The sequence below is a fragment of the Flavobacterium sp. N502540 genome, from assembly GCF_025947365.1.
In the GTDB taxonomy this organism is placed as follows: Bacteria; Bacteroidota; Bacteroidia; order Flavobacteriales; family Flavobacteriaceae; genus Flavobacterium.
In genome coordinates, this window is the sequence record NZ_CP110012.1 from 2,996,852 (window position 1) to 3,013,510 (window position 16,659).

At 38.2% G+C, this 16,659-nt stretch carries 6 protein-coding genes; 5 read left to right on the plus strand and 1 reads right to left on the minus strand.

All coding sequences use genetic code 11. The features are described 5' to 3' along the window. Positions 1 to 53: 53 nt before the first annotated feature. From OLM58_RS12775 to OLM58_RS12790, 4 genes are all read left to right on the plus strand, one after another. On the plus strand, positions 54 to 6,479 hold the full coding sequence (locus OLM58_RS12775; RefSeq protein WP_264529197.1) for a non-ribosomal peptide synthetase: 6,426 nt from the start codon (positions 54 to 56) through the stop codon (positions 6,477 to 6,479). Between the two features lie 209 nt (positions 6,480 to 6,688). Further along, complete coding sequence (locus tag OLM58_RS12780; RefSeq protein WP_264529198.1) at positions 6,689 to 9,997, plus strand: amino acid adenylation domain-containing protein; 3,309 nt, start codon at positions 6,689 to 6,691, stop codon at positions 9,995 to 9,997. Positions 9,998 to 10,105: 108 nt separating this feature from the next. After that, positions 10,106 to 13,414: an amino acid adenylation domain-containing protein gene (locus OLM58_RS12785; protein ID WP_264529199.1), complete on the plus strand. Its 3,309-nt coding sequence runs from the start codon at positions 10,106 to 10,108 to the stop codon at positions 13,412 to 13,414. 288 nt (positions 13,415 to 13,702) lie between these two features. Then, positions 13,703 to 14,464 (plus strand): ThiF family adenylyltransferase, encoded by a 762-nt coding sequence (locus tag OLM58_RS12790; RefSeq protein ID WP_017498831.1) that lies wholly within the window; start codon positions 13,703 to 13,705, stop codon positions 14,462 to 14,464. 435 nt (positions 14,465 to 14,899) lie between these two features. On the opposite strand, the gene OLM58_RS12795 is transcribed toward OLM58_RS12790, so the two are convergent. Beyond that, complete coding sequence (locus tag OLM58_RS12795; protein ID WP_264529200.1) at positions 14,900 to 15,658, minus strand: response regulator transcription factor; 759 nt, start codon at positions 15,656 to 15,658, stop codon at positions 14,900 to 14,902. 252 nt (positions 15,659 to 15,910) lie between these two features. Between OLM58_RS12795 and OLM58_RS12800 the strand changes: the two genes are divergently transcribed. Then, positions 15,911 to 16,597, plus strand: coding sequence for a hypothetical protein (locus tag OLM58_RS12800; protein WP_264529201.1), 687 nt, complete (start codon positions 15,911 to 15,913; stop codon positions 16,595 to 16,597). Positions 16,598 to 16,659 lie beyond the last annotated feature (62 nt).

A 16,659-nucleotide genomic window follows, 5' to 3' on the forward strand; every position in this document is an offset into this window, starting at 1 on the left:
CCATGGTTTTAAAAAATCATATAAGCATTCCAACCTACTTTAAAAATCATATCATGATAAAGAATCTAATACAAACGTTACAATCGTTAAATATCAGACTTCGGATAGAAAATGGAGATCTGAAAATTAATGCTCCGAAAGGTGCTTTGACTCCTGAAATTATTGAAAGCATTAAAGCCTGTAAAAAGGAGTTGATCAAACTACTTTCATCTTCAGAGTCTATCCCAAAAGCTGCGATAAAAGAATCATATGCACTTACTTCGCCCCAACAGCAGCTATGGACTTTAAGTCAGTTTGAAGGAGGTAATTCGGCTTATAATATTTTTGATGCCTATGAATTTAAAGGCGCGTTAAATTTTGAAAAGCTGAATCAGACTTTTAAGATTTTAATGGAACGACATGAGAGTCTGCGTACCGTTTTTAAAGAAGATGAACAAGGAATTTTGGGACAGTATATCATCCCTTTTGCCCAATACAGTGGGGTTTTACAATTTACAGATTTAAATAATGCTACGGCTGAAGTCCTGAGCAATCATGCTAATGCACTTCAAAGGCATACTTTTGACTTAGAAAAAGGACCACTTTTTTTAGGAGAGATTGTAAAGACAGCCACAGATCATCATATTTTGATGCTTAACATGCATCATATTATAGGCGATGGCTGGTCGATGGGAATATTGAGTAAAGAGTTTATGGCCATTTACAATGAACTGGCCATAGGAAACGAGATCATATTACCCGATTTGCCTATTCAGTATAAAGATTATTCAGAATGGCAAAACAGCCCGTCCAGACAAGCAGTACTGCAAAAATCTAAAGCTGCATGGCTAGAGACATTCTCGGGAGATTTACCGGTTTTAGAATTACCATCTGACAGGACAAGGCCTAATTTTAAAACTTATAACGGTTCAGGAGTATATCATTTTTTTTCAAAAGAGAGTACCACTGCGCTTAATGCCTATGCCCAGCAAAATGGCGTGACCCTTTTTATGCTTTTAATGGCTGGAATAAACGGATTACTTTCCAGATATGCCAATACCAGAGATATTATTTTAGGAACTCCGGTAGCAGGAAGAAAACACGGTGATCTCGAAAATCAGGTTGGGTTGTATTTGAATACGCTGGCCATTCGAACCACTTTTGAAGAAACAGTAAGTTTTGAAGAATTACTAACGGTACAAAAAGAAACCTTATTAAAAGCTTATTCCCATCAGGACTATCCTTTCGACAGTTTGGTAGAAGCGCTTAATCTTAAAAGAGACTTAAGCCGATCAGTTTTGTTTGATGTTTTAGTGGTATTTCAAAACCAGGAAGAGTTATTAACATCACAGGGGCTAGTACTAAATGGTCTTGAAATAACACCTTATAAAAATCAGGAAAAGTCATTTAGTAAGTTTGATTTGAACTTTTCTTTTTCAGAAAAACAAGGTGAATTGTCTTTGGTTATAGATTACAATACTGATATTTACGAATTGGATTTTATAACACGCCTGGCTTCTCATTTGGATAGTTTTTTAAGGAAAGGAATCCAAAATCCGGATCAAAAAGTAGCCAGTATTGATTACATTTCAAGTTCAGAGAAAGCGATCCTTTTGGAAGATTTTAGCACTTCAAAAACGGAAGAGGCAGTAGCCATTACAGCCGTTGAAATGTTCGAACAGCAAGTGGTGCAAACCCCTGATGCTGTAGCAGTAGTTTTTGAACACAGATCTCTGACTTACAGAGAACTCCATGAGCTTTCCAGCCAGTTGGCACATTATTTATTGACTCATTATGAGATAAAAACAGGAGACCTTATTGCTGTAAAATTAGAGCGCAGCGAGTGGATTTACACCTCCCTTTTGGCCGTATTGAAAACCGGCGGTGTTTATGTTCCTATAGATCCGGGTTATCCGGAGCAAAGAATTGCTTATATCGAGCAAGACAGTAAATGTAAAGTTGTTATTGACGAGAAGTTATTGGCGAATTTCATCTCCCGTCAGGACAATTATCCAACCACATTACCTGTTATTTCTTTGACTCCGGAGAACCTCATGTATGTCATTTATACCTCAGGTTCCACAGGACAGCCCAAAGGCGTAATGATCGAGCACAAAAGTTTGGTGAATTATATCCTAAACCAAAAAGAAGAATTCGGGTTTGATGCGTCCGATCGTATCGTACAATTCTCCAACAACGCTTTTGATGCGTCAATGGAACAGATCTTTTTAGCTTTTTTTAGCGGAGCCACCCTGATAGGCGCTTCCAAAGAACGTATTATTGATCCGACCGACTTTATAAACCTATTGAAAGAACATAGTGTAACCCACCTGCATGCCACCCCGGGTTATTTGTCACATTTAGAGCATCTTTCTGCCTGCAAGACCCTAAAAAGAATCGTTGCAGCAGGAGAAGTATGTCCAAAAAATCTGGCCGAAAAAATGATCAAAATAGCCGACTTCTACAACAAGTACGGCCCAACAGAAGCCACCATTAGCGCTGCCATGGGAAGAGTAGAGCAGAGCGATCTGCAAAGAAATCTCATTCCAATTGGTAAACCCTTAAAAGACAGCCAGATCTATATCCTGTCCGATAACCTGGAATTGCAGCCCATTGGTGTATTTGGAGAACTCTGTATCTCAGGAAACAGCCTGTCCAGAGGATACCTGAACAACCCCGAACTCACCGAAGAAAAATTCATCGCCCATCCCTTCATTGCAGGAGCCAGACTCTATAAAACAGGCGATCTGGGCCGATGGCTGTCCGATGGCAGCATCGAACTCACAGGTAGAAAAGACCAGCAGGTAAAAGTAAGAGGCCACCGAATAGAACTTGGTGAAATCGAACATGCCTTATTAACACAAGACAGTATTAGTCAGTGTGTTGTAACCGTACAAAACATAGAGACAGAACCCGCAATAGTAGCCTATGTGGTAGGAGAAAAAGAGCTTGACAAACAAGAACTTCGTGCCCAATTGAGCCAATATTTACCCGATTATATGCTTCCGGGTTACTATGTACAATTAGACGCCATTGCATTAACCTCCCACGGTAAAGTGGATCTAAAAGCACTGCCTAAAGTGGATGTAAACGACAAGATTCAGCAAGAATATACCGCTCCGGAGACCGTTTTAGAGAAACAACTCGCTGCAATCTGGGAAGAAATATTGGGCATAAATACCATTGGAACCACAGACAATTTCTTCGAATTGGGCGGACACAGCCTGAAAGTAATTTTAGTAGCCAATAAAATCAACCGACAATTAGGCTATCAGATCAGCGTAAAAGACGTCTTTTTGAACCCAACCATCTCAGGAATCATCAGCAAACTTGAAGAAGGAACCTTCACGGCCATACCCAAAGCAGAGCAGCAGGAAAGCTACGTTTTAAGCTCCTCTCAGCACCGATTATGGATCCTGAGCCAGTTTGAAGGCGGGAGTCAGGCCTACAACATCCCCGGTTCGTTTGAAGTAGACGGGAATTTAAACACAGCTCAATTAGCAGAAGCTTTCAACCTTCTTATAGCCAGACATGAAACCCTAAGAACCTATTTCAAAAGAGACGATCAGGGAGAAGTGCGTCAATTTGTAATCGATGCCAAAGACATTGACTTCAAAGTAGATTATGAAGACTTCAGCACAATCGAAAATCAAGAAGAAGCCCTGGAACACAGCGTTGCCCAAAGTTATGGATGTCAATTTGATTTAGAGAAAGCCCCTTTGGTAAACCTGAAACTCATCAGACAATCAGAAAACAAACACCTGTTACTTTTCAACATGCACCATATTATCAGTGATGGCTGGTCCATGGGGATTTTAAGCCAGGAACTCATCACCATTTACGATCATCTCATACAAAACAAAAACATCAGTCTTCCGGAGCTAAGCATACAATATAAAGACTATGCCACCTGGATGAGAAGTGAAGAACAAATCACCAAACTAAAAAAATCAGAAGCATACTGGCTGGACACCTTTAGCGGTAATCTGCCCGTATTAGAACTTCCGACAGAGAAAATACGACCAAGAATAAAAACGTATGCAGGAGATTCCATCACCCATAACTTTACCAAAGATGCAAGTGCTACCCTGAAAACATTCTCAGAGCAACACAACAGCAGTCTTTTCATGACCCTGATGGCAGCAATCAACGGATTACTCTCGAGATACACCAACACCAGAGACCTTATTTTAGGGACACCAATTGCTGGAAGAGAACACAGTGATCTGGAAAATCAAATAGGACTTTATCTCAATACCCTGGCCATTCGAACCCGTTTTGAAGAAAACACCAGTTTTGAAGAACTATTAACCATACAAAAAGAAACCCTGCTCGATGCCTATTCCCATCAGGAATATCCGCTGGACAATCTGGTAGAACAACTAGGTTTAGGTAGAGATACAAGCCGATCAGCACTTTTTGATGTACTGGTAGTGTTGCAAAATCAACAGGATTTATTTGACTCAAATGCAGAACAAATAGAAAGTTTAACCTTAAAACCTTATAAAGCCAATCCGAGAAAAGTAAGTCAATTCGATTTAAGTTTCGTCTTCTCAGAACAACAAGGAGAGCTGAACCTTCACATCGAATACAATACTGATATTTATGAATCAGAATTTGTAGCGCGACTAGCAAATCATTTAGAAAACTTTTTAACCAAAGCCATCCAGAATCCGGAGCAAAAAGTAGCTACACTCAACTATCTGAGCGAAGCCGAGACCACACAATTGTTACAGGATTTTAACGACACAGCAGTAGCGTATCCTAAGGACAATACAATGGTTGACTTATTTGTCAATCAGGCGAAGAAAACCCCGGAACAGATCGCTTTAGTAACCGATACAAAAAGTTTTACCTATCAAGAACTCGATGAGATTTCTAACGAGCTTTCACACTACCTGTTAAGTAATTATAACTTAACTGTAGAAGATTTAGTAGGAGTAAAACTCGGTCGCAGCGAGTGGCTGCCTATTGCTTTATTGGCGGTTTTAAAATCAGGATGTGCTTACGTTCCGATCGATCCCAACTATCCGACACAGCGTATCGAATACATCGAGCAAGACAGTAAATGTAAAGTTACCATAGACGATAACTTTATAACAACTTTCAAACAAGCAGAATCCATATCAAAATCATTGCCGCAGATCACTTTCAGTTCGCAGCATCTGGGCTACATCATTTACACCTCAGGATCTACAGGAAAACCAAAAGGCGTTATGATCACCCATCAGAATGCTGTGGCCATGTTGTGCTGGTCGCAAAGAGAATTTAGCGATACCGATTTTGATATTTTATACGCGGTAACCTCACACTGTTTTGATCTGTCCGTTTACGAATTTTTCTATCCTTTAAGTATCGGAAAACAAATACGTTTACTAGCCAACGGATTATCGATAGGAGATTATATTCAGAACGACAAAAACGTACTGATCAATACCGTTCCATCGGTAATTCATACCCTGATTGAGAAAGGAACTACCTTTGAGAATGCTGTTGGAATCAACCTTGCCGGAGAAGCCTTTCCGGTAAGTATCGCCAACCATTTTACAGACTCCGGCATTGCCATTAGAAATCTGTACGGTCCTTCAGAAGACACCACTTACAGCAGTTATTACAGAGTAGAAGGAACTTATGAAAATTCCGTACCTATTGGAAAAGCACTGGACAACACTCAGTTTTATGTACTCTCAGAAGAATTAGCCTTGCAGCCTGTAGGTGTAATTGGAGAAATCTGTATCTCAGGTGATGGTTTGTCCAGAGGGTATTTGTACCAACCGGAACTCACAGCAGAAAAGTTTATTACTAACCCTTTTAGCAAGAACACAAAGCTCTACAAAACAGGCGATTTGGGCAAATGGTTACCCGACGGTACCATCGCTTACATTGGTAGAAAAGACAGTCAGGTTAAAATCAGAGGGCATCGTATCGAGCTCGGAGAAATCGAGCAGGTACTACAATCTCAGGAAGATATCGATCAGTGTGTGGTTATCACAGCAACTGTAAACGGAGATCCGGTCATTGTCAGTTATCTGGTGAGTACTGCAACCATAGACAAACAACAGCTTCGTCAATCACTATCGAGAGAATTACCAGAGTATATGCTGCCAAGTTATTATGTGTTCCTGGATAAATTTCCACTAACACCCAACGGCAAGATCGACAAAAAAGCATTGCCATCGGTAAGTACAGAGGATGTTATCCAGCAGGAATATGTGGCTCCAACCAACGAAATCGAAGAAAAACTGGTAGCCATATGGCAGGAAATTCTAAAACGAGAGAAAATAGGAATCACCAATAATTTCTTTGAATTAGGAGGAAACAGTTTAAAAGCTACTGTTTTAATCAACAGAATAAACCGGGCTTTTGATACGAGATTCTCTATTCAGGATTTATATGAAACTCAGGATGTTATTGGAATTTCTAAAAAGCTAAAATTTGTTCTTTTTCAAAATGAATTAGCCGTAGAAACAGCTGATGATTTGGATGAGATACTAATCTAAAATTGGACTGAGAGTTTCATTTTAATTTTGAACACCACTATCACTTACAGTTATGTTGCATTGTGAAATGTGAAATGTGAAATGTGAAATGTGAAATGAATCCGCTTACAGCATAAAATAAATAATTTGATACCACCACTTTACTAATACAATTGTGTCGCTCTTCTAAAAATTGCAGACGCACTCAAAGTTTACTTAAAAAAAATATCATGATAGAGAATTTAATAAATACACTAGAATCTTTAAATATAAGACTTCGGGTAGAAAATGGGGATTTGAAAATTAATGCTCCGAAAGGAACTTTAACACCCGAAATTATTGAAGACATTAAAGCGCATAAAAGTAGATTGCTTAGCCTGTTGTCATCGTCGGAATCAATTCCTAAAGCCGAGGCCAAAGATTTTTATACACTTACGTCTTCACAATATCGTTTGTGGACTTTGAGTCAGTTTGAGAGCGGTAATTCGGCCTATAACTTATTTGCTGCATTTGAATTTAAAGGAGTTTTAGAATTTGAGAAATTAGCCGAAGCCTTTCAAATTTTAGTGGAAAGACATGAGAGCTTGCGTACCGTTTTTAAAGAAGACGAACAGGGTGATTTGGGGCAGTATATTGTTCCGGCAGCCCAATACAGCGGGACTTTACAGTTTAGAGATTTAAGTAATGCCACAGCTGAAGTCCTGAGCAATCATGCTAATACACTTCAAAGACATGCTTTTGACTTAGAAAAAGGACCTCTTTTTATAGGAGAGATCGTAAAGACAACTGCAGATCATCATATTCTAATGCTTAACATGCATCATATTATTGGCGATGGCTGGTCAATGGGAGTATTGAGTAGAGAATTTATAACAATTTATAATGAATTGGTGATAGGAAATGAGATCGTATTACCGGACTTGCCTATTCAGTACAAAGATTATTCAGAATGGCAAAATAGTCCATCCAGACAAGCAGTGCTGGAAAAATCCAAAGCTTTATGGTTAGAGACATTCTCGGGAGATTTGCCGGTTTTAGAACTGCCTTCCAATAAAGTAAGACCTAAACTTAAGACCTATAACGGTTCAGGGATAAAACATTCTTTCTCAAAAAAGAGCAACACTGCCCTTAACACCTATGCACAGCAGAATGGGGTAACTCCTTTTATGGTTTTAATGGCCGGAATAAACGGATTACTTTCCAGATATACCAACAGCAGCGACCTTATTTTAGGGACTCCTGTGGCCGGAAGAGAACACAGTGATCTGGAAAATCAGGTTGGATTGTATTTAAACACACTGGCGATTCGAACCACATTTGAAAAAACAGTAAGTTTTCAGGACCTGCTTCAAACACAAAAAGAAACCTTATTAAAAGCCTATTCGCATCAGGACTATCCTTTAGACAGTTTGGTAGAAGCGCTTGATCTTAAAAGAGACACAAGCCGATCGGTTTTGTTTGATGTTTTAGTGGTTTTTCAAAATCAACAGGAATTATTAGCATCTGAAAGCCTAAGAATAAGCGGCGTAGAAATAACACCGTATAAAAATCTGAAAAAGTCATTTAGTAAATTTGATTTAACCTTTGCTTTTGCAGAATTTCAGGGAGAGCTGACTTTAGACATCGAATACAATACCGATATTTATGAATCAGAATTTGTAGCGCGTTTGGCTTCCCACTTAGAAACCTTTTTAACAGAAGCGATTCAAAATCCGGAGCAAAAAGTAGCTACACTCAACTATCTTAGCGAAGCCGAGACCACACAATTGTTACAGGATTTTAACGACACAGCAGTAGCGTATCCTAAGGATGATACCATGGTTGACTTATTTGTGGCCCAGGCGAAGAAAACCCCGGAACAGATTGCTTTAGTAACCGATACAAAAAGCTTTACCTACCAAGAACTCGATGAAATCTCTAATGAATTATCACACTACCTGTTAAGCAATTACAACTTAGCCGTAGAAGATTTGGTAGGCGTAAAACTCGGTCGTAGCGAGTGGCTGCCTATTGCCTTATTGGCGGTTTTAAAATCAGGATGTGCTTATGTTCCGATCGATCCCAACTATCCGGCGCAAAGAATTGAATACATCGAACAAGACAGTAAATGTAAAATCACCATAGACGACAGTTTTTTAGAAACCTTTAAAGAAGCAGAATCCATATCAAAATTCCTTCCAGAGGTATCTTTTAATTCGGATAATCTGGCTTACATCATCTACACCTCAGGATCCACAGGAAAACCAAAAGGAGTCATGATCACCCATCAGAATGCCGTGGCCATGTTATGCTGGTCGCAAAGAGAATTTAGCGATACTGATTTTGATATTTTATACGCCGTAACCTCACACTGTTTTGATCTGTCCGTTTACGAATTTTTCTATCCTTTAAGTATTGGAAAACAAATACGTTTACTGGCCAATGGATTATCGATAGGAGATTATATCCAGAGCGACAAAAACGTACTGATCAATACTGTTCCTTCCGTAATTCATACCCTGATCGAAAAAGGAACCACCTTTGAGAATGCCGTTGGAATCAACCTTGCAGGAGAGGCCTTTCCGGTGAGCATTGCCAACCATTTTACCAACTCTGGCATCGCCATTAGAAATCTGTATGGACCATCAGAAGACACCACTTACAGCAGTTACTACAGAGTAGAAGGAACTTATGAAAACGCAGTGCCTATTGGAAAAGCACTGGACAACACTCAGTTTTATGTACTCTCAGAAGAATTGGCCTTGCAGCCTGTAGGTGTAATTGGAGAAATTTGTATCTCAGGTGATGGTTTATCCAGAGGGTATTTGTACCAACCGGAACTAACCGCAGAAAAGTTTATTACTAACCCTTTTAACGAGAACACAAAGCTCTACAAAACAGGCGATCTGGGCAAATGGCTGCCTGACGGTACCATCGCTTACATAGGCCGAAAAGACAGTCAGGTTAAAATCAGAGGACATCGTATCGAGCTCGGAGAAATTGAGCAGGTACTACAATCTCAGGAAGATATTGATCAGTGTGTAGTAGTTACTGCAACTGTAAATGGAGATCCTGTCATTGTCAGTTATCTGGTGAGTATTGCAACTATTGACAAACAACAGCTTCGTCAATCACTATCGAGAGAATTACCGGAATATATGCTGCCAAGTTATTATGTGTTCCTGGATAAATTCCCTCTAACACCCAACGGTAAGATCGATAAAAAAGCATTGCCATCGGTAAGCACAGAGGATGTTATCCAACAGGAATATGTGGCTCCAACCAATGAAATTGAAGAAAAACTGGTAGCCATATGGCAAGACATTCTAAAACTGGAGAAAATTGGTATTACGGATAATTTCTTTGAATTAGGAGGAAACAGTTTAAAAGCTACTGTTTTAATCAACAGAATCAACAAGGCTTTTGATACGAGATTTTCTATTGAGGATTTGTATGAAACTCAGAATGTTATTGGAGTTTCGGAAAAACTGAAATTTATTGTGTTTCAGAATGAATTGGCCGGAGAGTCGGTTGATGATTTGGATGAAATTATGATATAAAGTTATCTCAATTCAGCCGATAGTATTTTTTGATGCTAACTAGTGAAATGAGAATATAATGATTCTGAAAAACAGAGATGCTTTTTAATTTATTTAAAAAATGATATCGTGATAAAAAATTTACTACATACGTTACAATCCTTGAATATCAGACTTCGGGTAGAAAATGGGGATTTGAAAATTAATGCTCCGAAGGGGACTTTAACTACCGAAATTATTGAAGAGATTAAAGCACATAAAAACGAACTGACCAAATTACTTTCCTCTTCAGAATCAATTCCCAAAGCGGCAATAAAAGAATCTTATGCGCTTACTTCGTCTCAGCACCGTTTGTGGACTTTAAGTCAGTTTGAGACGGGTAATTCAGCCTATAATCTATTTAATGCTTTTGAGTTTAAAGGAGTGTTGGAATTTGAAAAGTTAGCCGAAGCCTTTCAAATTTTAGTGAAGAGACATGAGAGCTTGCGTACCATTTTTAAAGAAGATGATCAGGGTAATTTGGGACAGTATATTGTTCCGGTGGCTCAATACAGTGGAGCTTTACAGTTTACAGATTTAAGTAATGCCACAGCTGAAGTCCTGAGCAATCATGCTAATACACTTCAAAGGCATGCTTTTGACTTAGAAAAAGGACCTCTTTTTATAGGAGAGATCGTAAAGACAACTGCAGATCATCATATTCTAATGCTCAATATGCATCACATTATTGGCGATGGCTGGTCGATGGGGATATTGAGTAAAGAATTTATAACGATTTATAATGAATTGGTTGTAGGGAATGAGATCCTATTATCGGACTTGCCTATTCAGTATAAAGATTATTCAGAATGGCAAAACAGTCCGTCCAGGCTAGCCATGTTGGAAAAATCTAAAGCGGTATGGCTAGAGACATTCTCGGGAGATTTGCCGGTTTTGGAACTGCCTTCCGATAAAACAAGACCGAAGCTTAAAACCTATAACGGTTCGGGACTGAAGCATTCTTTTTCAAAAGAAATTACCACTCAGTTTAACACTCATGCACAGCAAAAAGGGGTAACACTTTTTATGCTTTTAATGGCCGGTATAAACGGAGTACTGTCCAGATATACGAACAACAGAGACATCATTTTGGGAACACCGATAGCGGGAAGAAAACACAGTGATCTGGAAAATCAGGTTGGGTTGTATTTAAATACGCTGGCTATTCGAACCGCTTTTGAGGAAAAAACAAGTTTTGAAGAATTACTGAAGATACAAAAAGAAACCTTATTAAAAGCCTATTCTCATGAGGATTATCCTTTTGATAGTCTGGTAGAAGCGCTTGATCTTAAAAGAGATTTAAGCCGTTCGGTTTTGTTTGATGTTTTAGTGGTATTTCAAAATCAACGGGAAATATTAGCGTCTGAAAACCTAACCATAAACGGTGTTGAAATAACATCCTACAAGCAGTTGAAAAGACCCTTCAGTAAATTTGATTTAACCTTTGCTTTCGCAGAGTATCAAGGAGAACTAAGCTTACATATCGAATACAACACTGATATTTACGAACCGGAATTTGTAGCACGATTGGCGGCTCATTTAGATACTTTTTTAACGAAAGCCATCCAATATCCGGAGCAAAAAGTAGCTACACTCAACTACCTGAGCGAAGCCGAGACCACACAATTGTTACAGGATTTTAACGACACAGCAGTAGCGTATCCTAAGGACAATACAATGGTTGACTTATTTGTAGCCCAGGCGAAGAAAACCCCGGAACAGATCGCTTTAGTAACCGATACAAAAAGTTTTACCTACCAAGAACTCGATGAAATCTCTAATGAATTATCACACTACCTGTTAAGTAATTACAACTTAGCCGTAGAAGATTTAGTAGGAGTAAAACTCGGTCGCAGCGAGTGGCTGCCTATTGCTTTATTGGCGGTTTTAAAATCAGGATGTGCTTACGTTCCGATCGATCCCAACTATCCGACACAGCGTATCGAATACATCGAGCAAGACAGTAAATGTAAAGTTACCATAGACGATAACTTTATAACAACTTTCAAACAAGCAGAATCCATATCAAAATCATTGCCGCAGATCACTTTTAGTTCGCAGCATCTGGGCTACATCATTTACACCTCAGGATCCACAGGGAAACCAAAAGGTGTTATGATCACCCATCAGAACGCTGTGGCCATGTTATGCTGGTCACAAAGAGAATTTAGCGATACTAATTTTGATATTTTATACGCCGTAACCTCACACTGTTTTGATCTGTCCGTTTACGAATTTTTCTATCCTTTAAGTATCGGAAAACAAATACGTTTACTGGCCAATGGATTATCGATAGGAGATTATATTCAGAGCGACAAAAACGTACTGATCAATACCGTGCCTTCTGTAATTCATACCCTGATAGAGAAAGGAACCACCTTTGAGAATGCCGTTGGAATCAACCTTGCCGGAGAGGCATTCCCGGTGAGTATTGCCAACCATTTTACCAACTCCGGCATCGCTATTCGAAATCTGTACGGTCCTTCAGAAGACACCACTTACAGCAGTTATTACCGAGTAGAAGGAACTTATGAAAATTCCGTGCCTATTGGAAAAGCCTTAGACAATACCCAGTTTTATGTGCTCTCAGAAGAATTGGCCTTGCAGCCTGTAGGTGTAATTGGAGAAATCTGTATCTCAGGTGATGGCTTGTCCAGAGGGTATTTGTACCAACCGGAACTAACCGCCGAAAAGTTTATCGTCAATCCATACAAAGAAGACAGCAAACTCTACAAAACAGGCGATTTGGGCAAATGGTTACCTGATGGCACCATCGCTTACATTGGTAGAAAAGACAGTCAGGTTAAAATCAGAGGACATCGTATCGAGCTCGGAGAAATCGAGCAGGTACTACAATCTCAGGAAGATATCGATCAGTGTGTGGTCATCACAGCAACTGTAAACGGAGATCCGGTCATTGTCAGTTATCTGGTGAGTACCGCAACTATTGACAAACAACAGCTTCGTCAATCACTATCGAGAGAATTACCAGAGTATATGCTGCCAAGTTATTATGTGTTCCTGGATAAATTTCCACTAACACCCAACGGCAAGATCGACAAAAAAGCATTGCCATCGGTAAGTACAGAGGATGTTATCCAACAAGAATATGTGGCTCCAGCCAATGAAATAGAAGAAAAGCTCGTTGCCATCTGGGAGGAAGTTTTACAAAAAACGAAAATAGGAGTAAGTGATATCTTTTTTGCGCTTGGTGGACACAGTCTGAAAGCCACTCAGGTAATTTCTAAGATTCAGAAAGAATTTAATATTAAAATTGAACTTAAGGAATTGTACAAAGAGCCAACAATCACCAATTTGGCCGGTTACATAGAATCCATACAAATTTTAAACAAACAACAGTTGATTCCTTCTGTTGTTGGGGAAGAATTGGTTTTTTAGAGCTATAGTTCATCTAAAAAAAAAGAGTATAAAAAAACAGTTACAGGAGTATTCTTGTAACTGTTTTTTTGTTTTACAGATATTGTAATTTGCTGTATTTCAGTTGTTTTTTGACTGAAGTGATTTATTTGTTTTTTCTGTTTTGCGTCTAGTGTGTTGATTTACAGTTTGTAATGGTTTTTAAGGTGGTTAAATCAGTGATACTGGGGGTTCAAACGGTAAAAACTACCCTTTAGGTTAAAAGGGTACTGGTTGTTTCTGTTTAATTTTGAATAAAAAAATAATACTATGGATGATCGTTATTCAAAGAATAAACTTTATCTAAGCGATGAAGAGCAAGAGATTATAAAAGATTTTCCAATTTTGCTGGCAGGAAGCGGTATTGGAAGCGTAATTGCGGAATGTGCGCTGCGTTTTGGTTTTGAAAAAATCACTATTGTAGATGGGGATCAGGTAGAGCGGTCTAATTTGAGCAGACAGAACTATACAGAAGATGATATCGATTCTAACAAAGTAGATGCTTTGGCAAGACGATTGAAATCAATCAATAAAAATGCAGAAATCAATTGTATTGATTTTTTCCTGACTGTCGAAAACATAGGGGATCATATTAAAGGTCACAAAGCGGCAATTAATACGCTGGACTTTTCTTCTCCGGTACCGCTGATATTCGATACCGCTTGTCAAAAGTTAGACATTCCGGTGCTGCATCCTTATAATATTGGATGGGGAAGTCTGGTAACTGTTATTGCCAGAGATGGCCTTCTTTTAAATGCGCTGGCAAATGGAGAAGAAGAATTCAATGAATCGACTATGATGGATTACGCTTCAAGTTATTTGAGATTTTGGGGAAATCCGCAAAAATGGATGGACAGTATTATTGAAAAATACAAAATCGAAAAGGGCTGTCAGTCACCGCCACAAATGGCCATTGCATCTTGGTCGGTAGCAGCTCTGTGTACTCATTTGCTTTTTAATATTGCGACCGGTAAAAAGTTCAAAAAATTCCCTGAGTTTTATTTATCCGCAATCATAGATGAAGATTTATAGAATCCCTTTTTGGGCTTTTAGCAATGATAATTTACTGTGTAGGACATAGATTTTATGGAGTGTTAGATGTGAAATATAAAATGTGAAACGTCTTAATTTTATCCGGAGAATCTATGTTTCTATGTGTTTAAGACATAGCCACAATTATAAGGATTTCAAAAATTTGCACAATCTGCCAAATCTGAGTGAAAAATATTCAACACATAGAAACATAGATTTTAAGAGATGTGAAAAGAGTAAAGAGTGTCTCATAGAAACACATTCCTCTATTATAACGCTCTGCGTTTTATTAAAAGTGAAACGCCTTATTTTAGGCTGTAAAAGACCATGTTCCTATGTGTTTAAACCATAGCCACAGAAAAAATCCAACAGAAAAAATCTGCGTGAAAATATTCCACGCATTGAAACATAGTTTTTATAAGGGAGAAAAGAATATTAAATCAGTTTATTACTGGTGGCATAAGCAATGGCCTCAGCAATATTTCCCACCCCCAGTTTGGTGAACAATTTTCTCTTGTGAAACTTAATGGTATCCGCAGATACAAACATACTATCAGCCATGTTGGCAATGGTAAAACCCCTGATAGAATACTGCAAAACTTCCTTCTCACGGCTGGTTAGTTCTATCTTTTTCAGCACCTTCCAGAAACTCCCCTCAAGATCATAACTGTAGATCTTATTTTCTCCTTTTTTATAAATTTTAATATTCCCCGACTGCAATTCAGAAGAAAGCGAGATAATGCAAATCGATTTCCAGATTTTACCGTCATTGGTCAGGAAAACAGGAGTCAGTTTTTGATTCACCAAAAAAGTCTTTCCATTGGGATTTTTCAATCGGAAATCATAAGAGATGGTATGATTCAGGCGTTCTTCTACAGGAATGTTTTGATAAAAATCAAAACCTATAGTATTGATTTTTAGTAATAAATCCAGATCTTCTTTGACCACATACTTAAAATAAAAGGCATATCCGAGTTCCTGAACCTCTGCCGGAGTGTGATCACATAAGAATAATGGATTTTCGGACACATACTCAAACCCCTTTTTTTCGTAATCAATAATATAAATACTGCTGTAAGTTGTTCTGGCAAATGCTTTGACCAGTTCTAAATAATTTCCAAGTCTGCCTTTTTCATCTTCAGAGATCTTCTGAACGGTGTTGTTTGTGGAAAAAAAGTCGTTTTCAATTACCATATTTAAGATTTTTTTAACAGGATGTGAATATAGGAAAATTGGAGATATAATCTTAAAATTTTTAATACTTAACTTATAAAATTTTAATATAGAGTAGAGCAGATATATTTTTTTTAATGTCTTTTTTTTTCTTCTAAAGTTCATTTTTAAAAACTACACTTAAGGGTAGTTTTTAATTAAAATACTGTAAACTAGTATTTTGTGTAATATGAAGCGTAAATTGTGGTGATAGTTTTGGAGAAAACAAACACTATGAAACTCGCCAAAAACAACCACACCGAAATTAGTCAGAATGACATCTTCCGTATGTCAAAATTTGTAGTCACAGAAAACTTCAATCACCACTCTAATGAAGTTTTTCCGGGCCACTATCAAAAAGATATTGATGCCGTTTACAAAGAAGAAATGAACTTCCTTGAAAACTCCAAAATATTCGCATTCAAAAACGAATTGGGAGACTTTACCGGTACCATCAGAGTTCTAAAATGGGATTTTATTACTCCACTTCCTATTCAAAAAATGTTTGGGATCAACCCTTTTTTATGTGCAGAAGGAGATGCCATCAATGAAATCTGGCACATTGGACGTTTTGCCATTAAAAAAGGTGTTCGTGATGTTAACCTGCTAAAAAAACTATTGGTTTGTGCCATTGCACCGGTTTGCAAACACAAAGACAATATGGCCTTTGCCGAAATCGATGCCAAACTGCTTCGCGTACTAACCCTAATGGGCATCAAAGCAAAAATTGTGGGCAAATCAATCGAATACCTGGGATCAGAAACGATACCTGTATCGATGTCTTATAATGGTCTTATTACTTTTTACAACGAGAACAAACATTTAGTTACACCGGAAGATTTTGAGCTTTCTTCTGTAAAGGATAAACTACCCAATAAGGTAGTATTTAACGCTAACCAATTGAACTACACTTTGGTGTAGTAGCATTTGAAAACCTATATTGTAAATTTACTTCAGTAAAAATAAGTAGTTGGATTAGCAAC

What these genes read in the sequence shown, in the direction of transcription:
- OLM58_RS12775 (WP_264529197.1), top strand. Translation starts at nt 54, where the DNA reads ATGATAAAGAATCTAATACAAACGTTACAATCGTTAAATATCAGACTT.
- OLM58_RS12780 (WP_264529198.1), top strand. Translation starts at nt 6,689, where the DNA reads ATGATAGAGAATTTAATAAATACACTAGAATCTTTAAATATAAGACTT.
- OLM58_RS12790 (WP_017498831.1), top strand. Translation starts at nt 13,703, where the DNA reads ATGGATGATCGTTATTCAAAGAATAAACTTTATCTAAGCGATGAAGAG.
- OLM58_RS12795 (WP_264529200.1), bottom strand. Translation starts at nt 15,658, where the DNA reads ATGGTAATTGAAAACGACTTTTTTTCCACAAACAACACCGTTCAGAAG.
- OLM58_RS12800 (WP_264529201.1), top strand. Translation starts at nt 15,911, where the DNA reads ATGAAACTCGCCAAAAACAACCACACCGAAATTAGTCAGAATGACATC.